This is a genomic window from Pseudomonas sp. GM30 (assembly GCF_000282275.2).
Classification (GTDB): domain Bacteria; phylum Pseudomonadota; class Gammaproteobacteria; order Pseudomonadales; family Pseudomonadaceae; genus Aquipseudomonas.
In genome coordinates, this window is record NZ_AKJP02000022.1 from 164,029 (window position 1) to 179,333 (window position 15,305).

Here is a 15,305-nt window from a genome sequence, read left to right on the forward strand (position 1 = left end):
TCATTTCCTCGCGGCCATCACCTCTTTTAATTGATGCGGAGTCCACCTTGCGTCTGTTCCACACCTCCGACTGGCACCTTGGGCAAAACCTGCACGGCCAGGAGCGCGATTTCGAGCATGCGTGCTTTCTCGAATGGCTGCTGCGCCAACTGCAACTGGCGCAGCCGGATGTGCTGCTGATTGCCGGGGACATCTTTGACACGGTCAATCCGCCGGTCAAAGCCCAGGAACGCCTCTACGACTTCATCGTCAGCGCCCACGAGCAGCAGCCGTTGCTGACCATCGTGATGATTGCCGGCAACCATGATTCCGGCTCGCGCATCGAACTGCCTGCGCCGTTGATGCGCCGTTTGCGCACCCATGCGCTGGGTCGCGTGTTGTGGCTGGATGACGGCCAGCTCGATGCCGAACGCTTGCTGCTGCCGTTGCCGAATGCCCAAGGCGAGATCGCCGCGTGGTGCCTGGCGCTGCCGTTCCTGCGTCCGGCGGAAGTGACCGGTGCGCATCTGGGCGACGACTATCTGCGCGGCATTGGTCAGGTGCATGAATGGCTGATCGAAGCGGCGAATGCCAAGCGCAAACCCGGCCAGGCACTGGTTGCCATCAGTCACGCGCACATGGCCGGCGGTTCGGTCTCGGAAGACTCCGAGCGCAGCCTGATCATCGGTAACGCCGAAGCGCTGCCAGCCAGCCTGTTCGGGCCGAGCATCAGTTACGTCGCCCTCGGCCATTTGCACAAGCCGCAGAAGGTCAACGGTGAAGAACGCATCCGCTACAGCGGCTCGCCGATCCCATTGTCGTTCTCGGAAATCGGTTATCAGCACCAGATTCTCGACGTCACCCTCGACGGCGAAACCCTGGTCAGCGTCGAACCGAAACTGATTCCAAGGTCGGTCAACCTGCAACGCATCGGCCCGGCACCGCTGGCGGAGATCCTGCTGCAATTGGCCGACCTGCCGAATATCGATCTGCTCGCTGAAACCCAGCGCCAGCCATGGCTGGAAGTGCGCGTGACCCTCGACGAGCCGCAGCCGGACTTGCGCCATCAAGTGGAAAACGCCCTGCAAGGCAAAGCCGTGCGCCTGGTGCGCATTGCCGCCGAATACGCCGGCAACCGTGGCGCCGATGTCAGCGACGACGGCAGCGCACTGGTCGAACTGGATCAGCTCACCCCGCAAGAATTGTTCAGCCGTGCCTGGCTCGACAACTACGGCAACGAGGTCGATGAGCAGACGCTCAAGGACTTCGCCGAACTGCTGCAGGACGTACAGATGGAGGGCGAGCAGCCATGAAGATTCTCGCCATTCGCTTGAAAAACCTCGCCTCGCTGGCAGGCCCGTTCGAGATTGATTTCACTGCCGAGCCGCTGGCCAGTGCCGGGCTGTTCGCGATCACCGGGCCGACCGGCGCAGGTAAAAGTACCTTGCTCGACGCGTTGTGCCTGGCGTTGTTTGGCGCCGTGCCGCGTCTGAACAACACTGGCCGCGACGCCAAGGTCCCGGATGCCGACGGTGAAATTGCCACCGGTGACCCGCGCACTTTGCTGCGCCGTGGTACCGGTGAAGGTTATGCGGAAGTGGATTTCGTCGGCGTCGATGGCCGCCGTTACCGGGCGCGCTGGGAAGCCAACCGTGCCCGGGAAAAGGCTGGCGGCAAGTTGCAGATCAGCCGTCAGAGCCTGCGTGACATCGATCAGGATCAACTGCTCGCCAGTCAGAAAGGCGAATACAAAACCCAACTCGAAGCCGCGCTCGGTCTGAACTTCGAGCAGTTCACTCGCGCCGTGCTGCTGGCCCAGAGCGAGTTCAGCGCGTTCCTCAAGGCCGACGACAACGACCGCAGCGAACTGCTGGAAAAGCTCACCGACACCGCGCTCTATACCCGTCTCGGTCGCCGCGCGTTCGACAAGACTAAAGAAGCCCGCGAAGCGCACAAGCTGCTGCAGGATCAGGCCACCGGCGTCACCCCACTGACGCCCGAGGCGCGGGCCGAACTCGATGAGCGTTTCAGCGCTGCCCAGCAACAGTTGAAAGTGCAGCAGGCGCAGCTCAAGCAACTGGAACAACAGCACAGCTGGCTCAAGGATCTGAGCCAGCTGCAGGACGCGCAGCAAGCGGCTGCCGAACAACTGCACAGTGCGCAACAACAGTGGGAAGGCCTGGCCGGCGAGCGCCTGAAGCTGACGCGCCTGGAGCAACTCGCCCCGCAACGCCACCAGTTCGCGCGCAAGACTGAACTCGATGTGCAGCTGACCCCGTTGGCGGCGCAGATTGCTGCGCACACTCAGCAGCACGACGAACTCGGTGAGCGCCAAACGCAACTGGAACAGGCACTCGAGTCGGCAAAAGTCGCCCTCAGCGAAGCGCAGCAGCGCCACAGCGAAAGCGCCCCGCTACTGCGTCAGGCCTTCGACGAGCAAAGCACCCTCGCCCGCCTCGCCAAGGACACCGCCCTCAGCGCCGAGGCCCGGCAAGCCGCCGAGCAGGCCTGCAGTGAGGGTCAGAGCGCGATTCAGACCTTGCAGGATAAACAGGTGCAAGTCGCCGAACGCTTGCAGAAAATCGCCGCCGGACTGGAGCAAAGTGCCGATCTGGCGCCGCTCAGCGATGCATGGAATGCTTATCGTGATCGCCTGCAACAGCTGATGCTGATCGGCAATCGCCTGAACAAGGGCCAGGCCGAACTGGCGACCCTCGAACAGAATGCCGCGCACAGCGCCGACGCGCTTGCCACGCAAAAGCAGCAACTGGAAGTGCTGTTCAAAGAGGCCGGCGCCGAGCCGGATGCGGTCGCCGAGCAGATCGGCATCCTTGGCAATCTGCTGCAGGACAACCGCAAACAACTGCGCGCCATCGAAGACCTGACGCGGCTCTGGGCCAGTCAGCAGGAGCTGGAAAAACGCGGCGCCGAGCTGCAGCAGCGTCTGCTCGACGCGCAGCAAGAGCGCGAACGGCTGACCCAGGACGGGGTGAAAAGCAAAGCCGAACTGACCGTCGCCGAGCAAACCCTCAACGTCACCCGTGAACTGCTCGAACGCCAGCGACTGGCACGCAGCGCCAGTGTCGAAGAGTTGCGCGCGCAGTTGCAGGACGACCAGCCGTGCCCGGTTTGTGGCAGCAACGAGCACCCGTATCATCAGCCCGAAGCGCTGTTGCAAAGTCTCGGCCGTCATGATGAATCCGAGCAGGCCAGTGCGCAGCAAGCGGTGGATCTGCTCAAGGAAAAACTCACCGAACTGCGCGCTGAAGTCGGCGGCGTGATCGCCCGGCAGAAAGAGCTGCTGCAACAGCAGGAGCAATTGAACGCCCAGCTGCAGGCACTGGCGCCGAGTCTGGAGGCGCATCCACTGGCGCCTCAGTTGCTCAATCAGGACGCCGACAAACGCGATGCCTGGCTGACCCGGCACAACGATCAACTGAATCAGAGCATCACCCAGGACGAACAACGCCAGAGCGCCCTGCTCACCCTGCAACAGGATGCGGCGCGCCTGACCCAGCAACTGCGCAACGCCGAAACCGCGCATCAGCAAGCGGCGCAGCACCTGAATAATCAACAACGCGAGTTGAGCAGCGACCGTCAGCGCCTCGACGAGGAACTCGCTGCGTTCGCCAGCCTGTTGCCGGCCGATACGCTTGCAGCCTTGCGCGTTGAACCGGCGGCGACCTTCATGCAACTGGATCGACAGATTGCCGAGCGTCTGGCGCAGGTCGAGCAGCAGAAGGAAGAATTGGCAGAGCAGCAGCAACGCCAGCAGACGCTGGAGAAGGAACAGGATCGCCAGCTCAGCCGCGTACAGCAGCTGCAAAGCGCCGAGCAGCAATTCGGCGCCCTGGCCACGCAGCAACAGGCCAGTCAGGAAAAACTCGCACAACTGCTGGGCGAACACAGCAGCGCCGAGCACTGGCAGCAGCAACTGGAACAGGCCGTGGAACAGGCGCGCAACGCCGAAACCGGCACGGCTGCGGAACTGCAGAATGTGCACACGCAACGGGTGCAGATCAGTGCCGAACTCAAGGCGCAGCAGGAACGCTTGCAGGCACTGCAAAGCGAAGACGACGAACTGACGCAGAAGATTGCCGACTGGCGCGCACGTCATCCGGAGCTGGATGACGGCGGCCTCGAAGACCTGCTGCGCGTCGATGACGCGCAGCTCGGCGAATTGCGCCAGCGCTTGCAGCACAATGAAAAAGCCATCGAACAGGCCAAGGTGCTGCTGCAGGAACGTGATCAGCGTCTGGCCGATCATCAGGCGCAGCACAACGGCAACCTCGATGCCGAACAACTCGCCAGCGCCCTCGCCGAGCTGCAGAACCAGTTCAATCTCAGCGAGCAACAGTGCGCCGAACTGCGCGCCGAACAGGCCGAAGATCAGCGCCGGCAAAACGCCAATCAGGCGCTGGCGCAGCAGATCGCCGACGCCTATGCCGAGTACCAGCGCTGGGCGCGCCTGAATGCCTTGATCGGTTCGGCCACCGGCGACACCTTCCGCAAGATCGCCCAGGCCTACAACCTCGACCTGCTGGTACATCACGCCAACGTGCAGTTGCGCCAACTGGTCAAACGCTATCGCCTGAAACGCGGTGGCAGCATGCTCGGCCTGCTGGTGATGGATACCGAGATGGGCGACGAATTGCGCTCGGTGCATTCGCTGTCCGGCGGCGAGACGTTCCTGGTGTCGCTGGCTCTGGCGCTGGGGCTGGCATCGATGGCCTCGAGCACGCTGAAAATCGAATCGCTGTTCATCGACGAAGGCTTCGGCAGCCTCGACCCGGAATCGCTGCAATTGGCGATGGACGCCCTCGACGGTTTGCAGGCGCAGGGACGCAAGGTCGCAGTGATTTCCCACGTGCAGGAAATGCACGAACGGATTCCGGTGCAGATTCAGGTGCAACGCCTCGGCAACGGGTTGAGCACCCTGGAGGTGAAATGAACACGTTGTATTCATTCCGCCGCTGCCCGTACGCGATGCGTGCGCGGATGGCCCTGCGTTATTCGGGCGTGCCGGTGGAGATCGTCGAAGTCAGCCTCAAGGCCAAACCGGCCGAGATGCTGGCGATCTCGCCCAAAGGCACGGTGCCGGTGCTGGATGCGGCGGGTCGGGTGATCGATGAGAGCCTGGAGATCATGCGCTGGGCGTTGGCGCAGAATGATCCTGACAACTGGTTGCTTGGCGGTGATTCACGGATTGCCGAATTGATCGAAGCCAATGATCAAGTGTTCAAAGTGCATTTGAACCGCTACAAGTACGCCGAGCGCTATCCCGAACAGCCGATGGAGGTTTATCGGGCTGAGGGCGCGGTATTTTTGCAGCAGTTGGATGAGTTGCTGAGGGATCGCGATTACTTGCTGAGCGAGCATCCCAGCCTGGCGGATATCGCCCTGTTGCCGTTCGTGCGGCAGTTTGCGCATGTGGATCGCGAATGGTTTGCGCAGACGCCTTACGTTCGCTTGCAGGCGTGGCTACAGCGCTTCCTCGAATCCGACCTCTTCACCTCGATCATGAAGAAATAACCCCCTCTTCCTGCTTGCCGAACATCTGTGGCGAGGGAGCTTGCTCCCGCTGGGTTGCGAAGCAGCCCCAAATGCGGCGATACCCAATTTCTGATGATCCGTGTTGAATGGTTTTGCGACTGCTGCGCAGCCGAGCGGGAGCAAGCTCCCTCGCCACAGGTTATGCAAGAGCGTTGCACATGCCCAGTGCCATGCAATCCACTTCAAACGGCCCAAGAAAATCGACCTCGGCCTTGATCGGCGGATTGCCGGCCAGCAACCCTTGGGAGCCGGCCCGTTCGATGTTGTGCGCAATGCTGTGATTGGCCTCGATGGCACGCGCCAGCGCACCGACCGAACCTTGGCCGAAGCCGAGTAACGCCGCGCCATTGGTCATCAGGGCAAGACCGGCGATGACCCAGAGTCTGTAGCCTTTCATGCGCCGCCCACTCCTGCGAGTTCAGCACGATCAACCAACACGTCTGCGCGGTGTTCGAACTGGATGCCGGGGTGTGCGACTTCGATCGGCGCTACGAAGTTGTGTTGCGTCTGCGACGCGATGCTGACAAACAACACCAGGGCCAGGTAAAGACCGATGGCCAGGTAGGCGCCGCGCTTGGCTGAGGTAATGATTGAACTGGCCATGATGTGCTCCGTGGGCATGTTTCAGTGCCGTCAGGATCAATCAAAAAAGCCGTGGTAACCACTCAGGGTTTGCCATAGTAAATATCAGCTTGGTTGATTATTTGGCCTTTCTATTTACGTGCTTGAAGAGATCTATCAAGCCGTCCAACGCACAAACGTGTAGGAGCTGCCGAAGGCTGCGATCTTTTGATCTTAAACGTCAAAAGATCGTCCGATCGCGGCCCGAGCCTTCGGCAGTTCCTACAGGGAGTGGTGCCAAATCAGACTTTCAGTGTTGGGCTTTGTGATCCAGTGCGGCGTAGAAGTTGGCGCTCTGTTGCAGGTATTTCTGGGTGTAGCTCTGGGTGTGGGATTTTTTGCCGGCGATTTCAACGCTGGCACTGGCTGGCAATGCAACGGTGGCGGAGATGGCGGAAGCGGCGATGATCGAGAAGAGATTGAAGTTCATGGCGGTAACCTCGTATTCGGTTGGTTTGCTTTGCCCGGTTGGGCCGTGGAGCAAACTTAACGCTCGAGGGTTGATCGCTTGAAATGCTTTGTAGCATTACCGGATATCAGCGCGATTAATACAGCGAGACAGGCCCCGCAAACCGGGGCCTGTGGCTTATTGTCGCACTAGAAACTTCAGGTCGCTCGGGGCGTCCATCGGCAGTTTTTGCACGGTTTTGCCGAGCAGACCGGTCTTGGCGTCACGCTCGACGACGACAATTTCGTTGCTCTTCTGGTTGGCGATCAGCAGGAACTTGCCACTCGGATCGAGGCTGAACTCACGCGGGTGATCGCCTTCCACCGAACGCTTTTGCAGCTCTTTGAGCTGCCCGTTCGCCGGATCGATGCTGAATACCACCAGCTGATTGGCGGTGCCGCGGTTGCTGACGTAGAGGAACTTGCCGTCGGCAGACGCGTGCAGCGCTGCGCCGGCCTTGTCCGAAGTCGGCTGACCGGCGACCAGATCGACCAGTTGCGTCTGGGTCAGCACGCCGTCGTTATAGTCGAACACCGCGACCTGCGCGCTCATTTCCATGGTCAGCCAGGCATGCTTGCCGTCCGCGCTGAACAACAGATGACGCGGGCCGCTGCCGGCGGGCAGGCTCACCGAGGCGGTTTTCGCCGGGGTCAGCGGCAGATCCGGGTTGGCTTTCGGGTCGAATCGGTAGATGAAAACCTTGTCCGCCCCCAGATCATTGGAGAACACATAGCGACCATCCGGCGAGGATACCGTCGAGTGCACGTGGTTGGACGCCTGGCGCTCGGGATTGACCCGGCTCGCCGGGTGCGCGCTCATCTGCACCACCGGTTTGAGTTTGCCATCGGCACCGACCGGCAATACCGCCAGCGTGCCGCCCGGATCTTCCATCACCGAATAGTTGCTGACGAACAGATAGCTGGCATCACCACTGAGGCTCGAATGGGTCGGCTCGTTGCCCAGGCTCTGCACTTGATTGATCAAGGTCAGGGCGTGGGTCTTGGGATCGATCGAATAGCTGCTGACGCGGCCGACCGGGTCTTTCTGGCCGGGGCCGTTTTCGTTGACCACGAACAGCCGATGCTGGTCTTTGGACAGGGTCAGCCACGACGGGTTTTCGCTTTTGACCACTTGCAGTGGCTTGGCGGCGATCTGGCCGGTGGCGCTATCGAAATTCATTCGATAGATGCCCTGGCTGGTGCCGGCGGTGTAGGAGCCAACCAGCAATTGATAGGTCTCGGCGCTGGCACTGGACAGGCCCATCGCACCGACGCTGCCGGCCATCAGCAGCGGCCAGAATTTACGCATGTTCATTGATCATCTTCCTCGTCGTCGCTGCTGCTGACTACATCACCGAGGCAAACCAGACGGTGCTCGCCGGTGGTTTTGGTGTCGCTGGCGTAGCCAATGATCAGCCAGCTCTGCAGGTCTTCGTCAAACGTCGCCGCCGCAACCTGCGCCGGGGTGAACTCCCAATGCCTGGCCGTGCGGCCATCGATGCATTCGATGTGCAGGTTGTCGTCTTCGTCGAGGGCGAATTCGAAGGCGTGCAAACCGTCGATTTCGACCATGCCGCAGTGTTCGAGGGCGTTGAGAAGGGTTTGGGCAGTCATGGCAATCAAGTCTTTCAGGGGGGAAACCGGCAATGATAGCTCATTGTTGACGCAGAACCCTGTGGGAGCTGGCTTGCCAGCGATAGCAATTTGTCAGACACATCGATATTGAATGTGCCGTCCTCATCGCTGGCAAGCCAGCTCCCACAGGGATATCGGCTGTCAGTTACAACGCGTCGCGTGACGGTTTGCCATCCACCAGGCGCTGGATGCGCAACGGGTTGGCGTTTTTCAGTGGTTCGGGCAGCAAACTGTCGGGATAGTTCTGGAAACACACCGGGCGCAGGAAGCGATCAATCGCCAACGTCCCCACCGACGTTCCGCGCGCATCGGACGTCGCCGGATACGGCCCGCCATGCACCATCGCATCACACACCTCGACCCCGGTCGGATAACCGTTGAGCAGGATCCGCCCGACCTTTTGTTCCAGCAACGGCGTCAGTTCCGGGAAGCGTTCGAAGTCGGCCAACTCGCCGATAATGGTCGCCGTCAGTTGCCCGTGCAGGCCGTGCAATGCCGCGCTCAGTTGCGCCTTGTCGGCCACTTCGACGATCACCGTGGTCGGGCCAAACACTTCTTCCTGCAGCACTTCATCACCGTTGATCAACAGGCTGACATCGGCCTTGAACAATTGCGGCTGCGCCTGATTACCCTGCTGCGGCTGGCCCGCCAAGTGCTCGATCCCGGAATGCGTCAAGAGTTTCTGCAGGCCTTTGCCATAGCTGCCGAGGGTGCCGGCGTTGAGCATGGTCTGCGCCGATTGATCGCCGATCAGCCCGGCCACTTGCTGAACAAACGCGCTGAACTGCGGCGAACGAATACCAATGACCAATCCCGGATTGGTGCAGAACTGGCCGCAGCCCTGCACCACCGAGGCGGTCAGGTCGCGGGCGATGCTTTCCGAGCGTTCAGCCAGGGCTTGAGGCAGAACGATCACCGGGTTGATACTCGACATTTCGGCGAACACCGGGATCGGTTGCGGTCGCGCCGCTGCCATGTCGCACAGTGCCCGACCGCCCTTGTGCGAACCGGTGAAGCCGACAGCCTGAATCGCCGGATGCTTGACCAGCCATTCGCCAACGCCACCGCCGTAGATCATGTTGAACACACCGGCAGGCATCGCGGTTTTTTCCGCCGCGCGAATCAGTGCATCAGCAACCCGTTCAGCGGTTGCCATGTGGCCGCTGTGCGCCTTGAACACCACCGGGCAACCGGCGGCCAGCGCGGCAGCGGTATCGCCGCCGGCGGTGGAGAACGCCAGAGGGAAGTTGCTCGCACCGAACACCGCCACCGGGCCGAGGCCGATGCGGTATTGGCGCAGATCCGGACGCGGCAACGGCTGGCGCTCAGGCAACGGCAGATCGATTCTCGCGCCGTAGAAATCACCGCGCCGCAGGACTTTGGCAAACAGGCGCATCTGGCCGCTGGTGCGCCCGCGCTCACCCTGAATTCGCCCTGCCGGCAGCGCGGTTTCGCGGCAAACCAGCGCAACGAAATCATCACCCAACGCATCCAGTTCATCGGCAATCGCATCGAGAAACTGTGCACGGCGTTCGGCGCTGAGGCTGCGATAAGCGGGGTACGCGGCTGCGGCGGCTTTGGCGGCGGCATCGACTTCGGCTTCAGTCGCTTGAATGAACTCGTACGGCAGCTGTTCGCCGGTCGTTGCGTCGACGCTGTGCAGTTTGACGTTGCCCGCCGCGCTGCGCTGTCCGCCGATGTAGTTGTGGCCGAGAATCTGAGTCATGGGAGCTCCTTAAAGGGTGCCGATGCTGTGCGGTTGAAAAGCCGCTGCTGCCGGGGCAATGCCGTTGACCAGCGGTGCGCCGAATTCGGCCTGGCTGATTTCAAACCGGTCGCCCGGTTGGGTACGGATGCCATCGGCGAACGACAGGGTCGCGGTGCCGAAAAAATGGATGTGCACGTCGCCCGGACGCAGGAACTGGCGGTATTTGAAGTGGTGGTATTCAAGGTTGGCGAGGCTGTGGCACATGTTGGCCTCGCCGCTGAGGAATTCGTTCTGCCACAGCACTTCGCCGTTGCGCAGGATGCGGCTGGTGCCGGCCAGATGCTGCGGCAGTTCGCCGGTGCGCAGTTCCGGGCCGTAGCTGCAACTGCGCAGTTTCGAGTGGGCCAGGTACAGGTAATTCTTGCGTTCCATGACGTGGTCGGAGAACTCGTTGCCCACCGCGAAACCGAGGCGATACGGTTTGCCGTCATGGCCGATGACGTAGAGCCCGGCCATTTCCGGTTCCTCGCCGGCATCTTCGGCGAACGGCGGCAACGGGAAGGCTTCGCCCGGACGCACGACGATGCTGCCGTCGCCCTTGTAAAACCATTCCGGTTGCACACCCGCCTGCCCCGCCGCCGGTTTTCCTCCCTCCACGCCCCATTTGAAGATGCGCATGGTGTCGGTCATTTGCGCTTCGTCGCCGGCCTGCTGGTGCATCTTGTCCCGCGCCGAGGCGCTACCCAGGTGCGTGAGGCCGGTGCCGCTGACCAACAGGTGCGCCGGGTCCGGGTGGTCCAGCGGCGGCAGGATGCGCCGGTCTTTGAGCAACTGCGCATAGTCATGACTGATGCCGAGGCCGTGGGTTTGTACTTGCTGCTCCAGAGTGCTGCCGGCTTCGATGGCGGCCAGCGCGAGATCGCGTACGCTGCGGGCGTCCTGCACTTCGCGGACCAGCCCGTTGTCGACCACGCCGACGCGGCGCTCGCCGTTGCTTAATTCGAATTGAACCAGATGCATGTTCTTCTCCTATTCCCTCAAAAACACCGCTGATTCCTGTGGGAGCGAGCTTGCTCGCGAAGGCGGTGCAACAGTCACGACAAATGTTGAATGTGCCGACCTCTTCGCGAGCAAGCTCGCTCCCACAGGGTCGGTGTCGGCCAGTCAGGTTCTTGTGGCGCCCCGTGCACTCGCGGCGAACTGCTCGACCGGTAGCACGTGCTTGCGCTCAAGCACGCGGTAAACGATGCCCGTCAGAATCAAACCGAACACCATCACCCCACTGAGGAAATACAGCCCCGAAGCCAGATTCCCGGTGTACTCCTTCAGCGCGCCAATCACGAACGGCCCGATATACCCGCCGAGGTTGCCCACCGAGTTGATCAGCGCAATCCCAGCCGCCGCACTCGCACCGGCAAAGAACCGCCCGGGCAAAGTCCAGAACACTGCCGTGCAGGAAAACAGCGCGAACGCCACCAGGCACAGCGCCGCCAGTTGCGCCACCGGCAGGGTCAGCCACGCGCTGAAGAACAGGCCCAGCGCGCCCAGCACATAGAGCACCGCCAGGTGGCCGTAACGGTCGTTCATGCGGTCGGAACTGCGCGGCACGATCAGCAGACCGACGATGCCAAAGATGTACGGCACCGCCGAGACGAAACCGGTGACCAGATCGCTGCCGCCGAACTGTTTGATCAGCGTCGGCAGCCACAGGCCGAGGCCATAAATGCTCAGGGTCACCGGCAGGTAGAACAGCGCCAGCAGCAACACGCGTTTGTCCTTGAGTGCATGCAGCGGGTTGCCGTGACGGGTCTGGCCGTATTCCTGCAGATCCTTTTTCAGTTCGCCGGTCAGCCAGTCTTTCTCGGCCTGATCCATCCACTTCACGTTTTGCGGGCCGTCGGGCAGCCAGCGCAATACCGGCCAGGTCAGCAGGATCGCCGGAGTGCCGATGACGATGAACAGCCACTGCCAGCCGTGCAACCCGAGGATGCCGTCCATGCCCAGCAAGCCGCCGGACACCGGGCCGGTGATCATCATCGCGATCGGTTGGGAGAGGATGAACAGGCCGAGGATCTTGCCGCGATGGCGCACCGGGAACCATTGGGTGATGTAGTACAGAACGCCGGGGAAGAACCCCGCCTCCGCCGCGCCGAGCAGAAAGCGCATCACGTAGAAACTGTGCGGGCCCTGGACGAACGCCATGCCGATGGTGATCGCGCCCCAGGTGATCATGATCCGCGCGAACCAGCGCCGCGCACCGAAGCGCTCGAGCATCAGGTTGCTGGGGATTTCGAGAAGAAAGTAGCCGATGAAAAACAGTCCGGCACCGAGACCGTAGGCCGCGTCACCGATACCGATGTCGGCGCCCATGTGCAGCTTGGCGAAGCCGACGGCGGAGCGATCCACATAGGCGATCAGGTACAGCAGGATCAGGAAGGGGATCAGTTTCAGCGTGATGCGGCGAACAAGCCGCAGTTCCTGGCTCATGGGATCGGTCTCCGATTGTTGTTTTTATAGAACCTCGGGGGACGCCTCTCGCGGAAACCGCCAGGGCCAATCCCTCCGTCGAAAACGACTATATAGTATTACTAATTACCCAACAACACTTCCAAAGCGGTGATTTTGCGCTTATGTTTAGCCGTGACTCGCAAACAATAGTCTTACAATAAGAGAATCGATCATGTCTGAGAAGAAACCCACCCTGCGCTCGGCCCAATGGTTTGGCACGGCCGACAAGAACGGCTTCATGTACCGCAGCTGGATGAAGAATCAGGGCATCGCCGACCACCAGTTTCATGGCAAGCCGATCATCGGCATCTGCAACACCTGGTCGGAACTGACCCCGTGCAACGCGCATTTCCGCCAGATCGCGGAGCACGTCAAACGCGGGGTGATCGAGGCCGGTGGCTTTCCGGTGGAATTCCCGGTGTTCTCCAACGGCGAGTCGAACCTGCGCCCCACCGCCATGCTCACCCGCAACCTGGCGAGCATGGACGTTGAAGAAGCGATTCGCGGCAACCCGATTGACGGCGTGGTGCTGTTGACCGGCTGCGACAAAACCACTCCAGCGCTGCTGATGGGCGCGGCCAGTTGCGATGTGCCGGCGATCGTCGTCACCGGCGGGCCGATGCTCAACGGCAAGCACAAGGGCAAGGACATCGGCTCCGGCACCGTGGTCTGGCAGCTCAGCGAGCAGGTCAAGGCCGGCACCATCACCCTCGACGATTTCCTCGCGGCCGAGGGCGGCATGTCACGCTCGGCGGGCACCTGCAACACCATGGGCACCGCTTCGACCATGGCCTGCATGGCCGAAGCACTGGGCACGTCCCTGCCGCACAACGCGGCGATTCCGGCGGTGGATGCGCGACGTTACGTGTTGGCGCACATGTCCGGCATGCGCGCGGTGGAGATGGTTCGCGAAGACTTGCGCCTGTCGAAGATCCTGACCAAGGAAGCCTTTGAAAACGCTATCCGTGTGAACGCCGCCATCGGCGGTTCGACCAACGCGGTGATCCACTTGAAAGCCATCGCCGGGCGCATCGGTGTCGAGCTCGATCTGGACGACTGGACCCGCATCGGGCGCGGCATGCCGACCATCGTCGACCTGCAACCGTCCGGGCGTTTTCTGATGGAAGAGTTTTACTACGCCGGTGGCTTGCCGGCGGTGCTGCGGCGTCTTGGCGAGGCCAATCTGATCCCCAATCCGAATGCCCTGACCGTGAATGGCAAGACGCTGAGCGAGAACGTGAAAGACGCGCCGATCTATGGCGAGGACGAAGTGATCCGCACCCTCGACAATCCGATTCGCGCTGACGGTGGCATCTGCGTGCTGCGCGGTAACCTGGCGCCGCTCGGTGCGGTGCTCAAGCCGTCAGCCGCCACGCCGGAGCTGATGCAGCATCGCGGTCGCGCGGTGGTGTTCGAGAACTTCGACATGTACAAGGCGCGGATCAACGATCCGGATCTGGATGTCGATAAAGACTCGATTCTGGTGATGAAAAACTGCGGGCCGAAGGGTTATCCGGGCATGGCCGAAGTCGGCAACATGGGCTTGCCGGCCAAGCTGCTGGCGCAGGGCGTGACCGACATGGTGCGCATCTCCGATGCGCGGATGAGCGGCACCGCGTATGGCACGGTAGTTTTGCACGTTGCCCCGGAAGCGGCGGCCGGCGGGCCTTTGGCGGCGGTGCAGGAAGGCGACTGGATCGAACTCGATTGCGCCAGCGGGCGTTTGCATCTGGATATTGCGGATGCCGAGCTGGCGGCGCGCATGGCCGATCTGCAGCCACCGCAGCAGTTGTTGGTGGGTGGCTATCGTCAGCTGTACATCGACCATGTGCTGCAGGCGGATCAGGGTTGTGATTTCGACTTCCTCGTTGGTTGTCGAGGTGCGGAAGTCCCGCGTCATTCCCACTGATCACACCAATCCCTGTGGGAGCGAGCTTGCTCGCGAAGACGGCGGTACATTCAACTGCAATGTTGTTTGACCCACCGCTTTCGCGAGCAAGCTCGCTCCCACAGTTGTTCTTTACCCGCCTCAAGAATGCGCCACGCCTGCTATGATGCGCGGCATCTCCATCGCTCAGGATCGCGCCGTTCCCCATGGATTACCGCAAACCTTCCGACCGCAAAAGCATGCACTCGCGCATTGTCCAGGAACTGGGCATGCAGATCGTCTCCGGACGCTTTTTGCCCGACGACAAACTGCCCGCCGAAGCGCTGTTGTGCGAGGAATACGCGGTGAGCCGGCCGGTGTTGCGCGAGGCCACGCGAGTGCTGGTGGCCAAGGGACTGGTGTACTCCAAACCGCGCGTCGGCACGGTGGTCAAGGCCCGCCGCGAGTGGCACATGCTCGACCCGGACGTGCTGCACTGGCTGATGCAAAGCAGCCCGCAGAATGAATTCTTCAATGTGCTGACCAGCGTGCGCAGCATCATCGAACCGGCCGCCGCCGCCCTCGCCGCCCAGCATGCAACCGAGGCCGACATCGCGGCCATCGGCGAGGCTTACCAGCGTATGGAAGCCGCACCGACCCCGGAAGCATTGCTGCAGCCGGATCTGGACTTCCACAGCCGCATCGCTGACGCGACCCATAACGATCTGCTGGCGAACCTGTGCAACATGCTCTCGGTGGCAATTGCCGAAGCGTTGAAGCATTCCAACCAGCGGCCGAATCTGCATGAACTGGCGTTGCCTCGGCACAAGGCGATTCTCACCGCGATCGAGAACCGTGATGCCCTTGGCGCCCGCCACGCGACGCTGGTTCAACTGGATGATGCGCGCAGTGCTCTTAGTGCAGTACTCGGCACTGAACTCTCCTGACACAGCACAATTCCCCTTGTAGGAGTGAGCCTGCTCGCGA

General features: G+C 61.6%; 13 protein-coding genes. 5 read left to right on the top strand and 8 right to left on the bottom strand.

All coding sequences use genetic code 11. From position 1 onward, the window contains the following. Positions 1–47 precede the first annotated feature (47 nt). The 3 genes from PMI25_RS14050 to PMI25_RS14060 are packed head-to-tail and all read left to right on the top strand — an operon-like array spanning position 48 to position 5,511. Positions 48–1,292 (top strand): exonuclease SbcCD subunit D C-terminal domain-containing protein, encoded by a 1,245-nt coding sequence (locus PMI25_RS14050; RefSeq protein ID WP_007968598.1) that lies wholly within the window; start codon positions 48–50, stop codon positions 1,290–1,292. Continuing rightward, positions 1,289–4,930: an AAA family ATPase gene (locus PMI25_RS14055; protein ID WP_007968600.1), complete on the top strand. Its 3,642-nt coding sequence runs from the start codon at positions 1,289–1,291 to the stop codon at positions 4,928–4,930. Before PMI25_RS14050 ends, PMI25_RS14055 begins: the two co-directional genes overlap by 4 nt. After that, positions 4,927–5,511, top strand: a complete 585-nt coding sequence (locus PMI25_RS14060; RefSeq protein WP_007968602.1) for a glutathione S-transferase — start codon at positions 4,927–4,929, stop codon at positions 5,509–5,511. Before PMI25_RS14055 ends, PMI25_RS14060 begins: the two co-directional genes overlap by 4 nt. A 160-nt stretch (positions 5,512–5,671) precedes the next feature. On the opposite strand, the gene PMI25_RS14065 is transcribed toward PMI25_RS14060, so the two are convergent. From PMI25_RS14065 to PMI25_RS14100, 8 genes are all read right to left on the bottom strand, one after another. Then, positions 5,672–5,929: a hypothetical protein gene (locus PMI25_RS14065; RefSeq protein WP_007968603.1), complete on the bottom strand. Its 258-nt coding sequence runs from the start codon at positions 5,927–5,929 to the stop codon at positions 5,672–5,674. Continuing rightward, positions 5,926–6,135, bottom strand: coding sequence for a hypothetical protein (locus tag PMI25_RS14070; protein WP_007968604.1), 210 nt, complete (start codon positions 6,133–6,135; stop codon positions 5,926–5,928). The genes PMI25_RS14065 and PMI25_RS14070 overlap by 4 nt, the downstream gene beginning before the upstream one ends. Positions 6,136–6,403: 268 nt before the next feature. Further along, positions 6,404–6,583 (bottom strand): hypothetical protein, encoded by a 180-nt coding sequence (locus tag PMI25_RS14075; RefSeq protein ID WP_007968605.1) that lies wholly within the window; start codon positions 6,581–6,583, stop codon positions 6,404–6,406. 156 nt (positions 6,584–6,739) lie between these two features. After that, positions 6,740–7,915 carry a lactonase family protein gene (locus tag PMI25_RS14080; protein ID WP_007968607.1) on the bottom strand — a complete coding sequence of 392 codons (1,176 nt, stop codon included), beginning with the start codon at positions 7,913–7,915 and terminating at the stop codon, positions 6,740–6,742. Beyond that, on the bottom strand, positions 7,912–8,214 hold the full coding sequence (locus PMI25_RS14085; protein WP_045122076.1) for a DUF5629 family protein: 303 nt from the start codon (positions 8,212–8,214) through the stop codon (positions 7,912–7,914). Before PMI25_RS14085 ends, PMI25_RS14080 begins: the two co-directional genes overlap by 4 nt. A 166-nt stretch (positions 8,215–8,380) precedes the next feature. Next, complete coding sequence (locus PMI25_RS14090) at positions 8,381–9,961, bottom strand: aldehyde dehydrogenase (NADP(+)) (RefSeq protein WP_007968612.1); 1,581 nt, start codon at positions 9,959–9,961, stop codon at positions 8,381–8,383. Between the two features lie 9 nt (positions 9,962–9,970). Then, a complete protein-coding gene (gene araD1 / locus PMI25_RS14095; RefSeq protein WP_007968616.1) occupies positions 9,971–10,963 on the bottom strand; it encodes an AraD1 family protein in 993 nt (330 codons plus the stop codon). A gap of 144 nt (positions 10,964–11,107) precedes the next feature. After that, entirely contained in the window at positions 11,108–12,430 is a 1,323-nt protein-coding gene (locus PMI25_RS14100; protein WP_007968618.1) for an MFS transporter, read from the bottom strand. 193 nt (positions 12,431–12,623) lie between these two features. On the opposite strand from PMI25_RS14100, the gene PMI25_RS14105 reads away from it, so the two are divergent. Both PMI25_RS14105 and PMI25_RS14110 read left to right on the top strand, forming a co-directional pair. Next, positions 12,624–14,360 (top strand): IlvD/Edd family dehydratase, encoded by a 1,737-nt coding sequence (locus PMI25_RS14105; protein WP_007968620.1) that lies wholly within the window; start codon positions 12,624–12,626, stop codon positions 14,358–14,360. A gap of 185 nt (positions 14,361–14,545) precedes the next feature. Further along, positions 14,546–15,265: a FadR/GntR family transcriptional regulator gene (locus PMI25_RS14110; RefSeq protein WP_007968622.1), complete on the top strand. Its 720-nt coding sequence runs from the start codon at positions 14,546–14,548 to the stop codon at positions 15,263–15,265. The last annotated feature ends 40 nt before the right edge of the window (positions 15,266–15,305 follow it).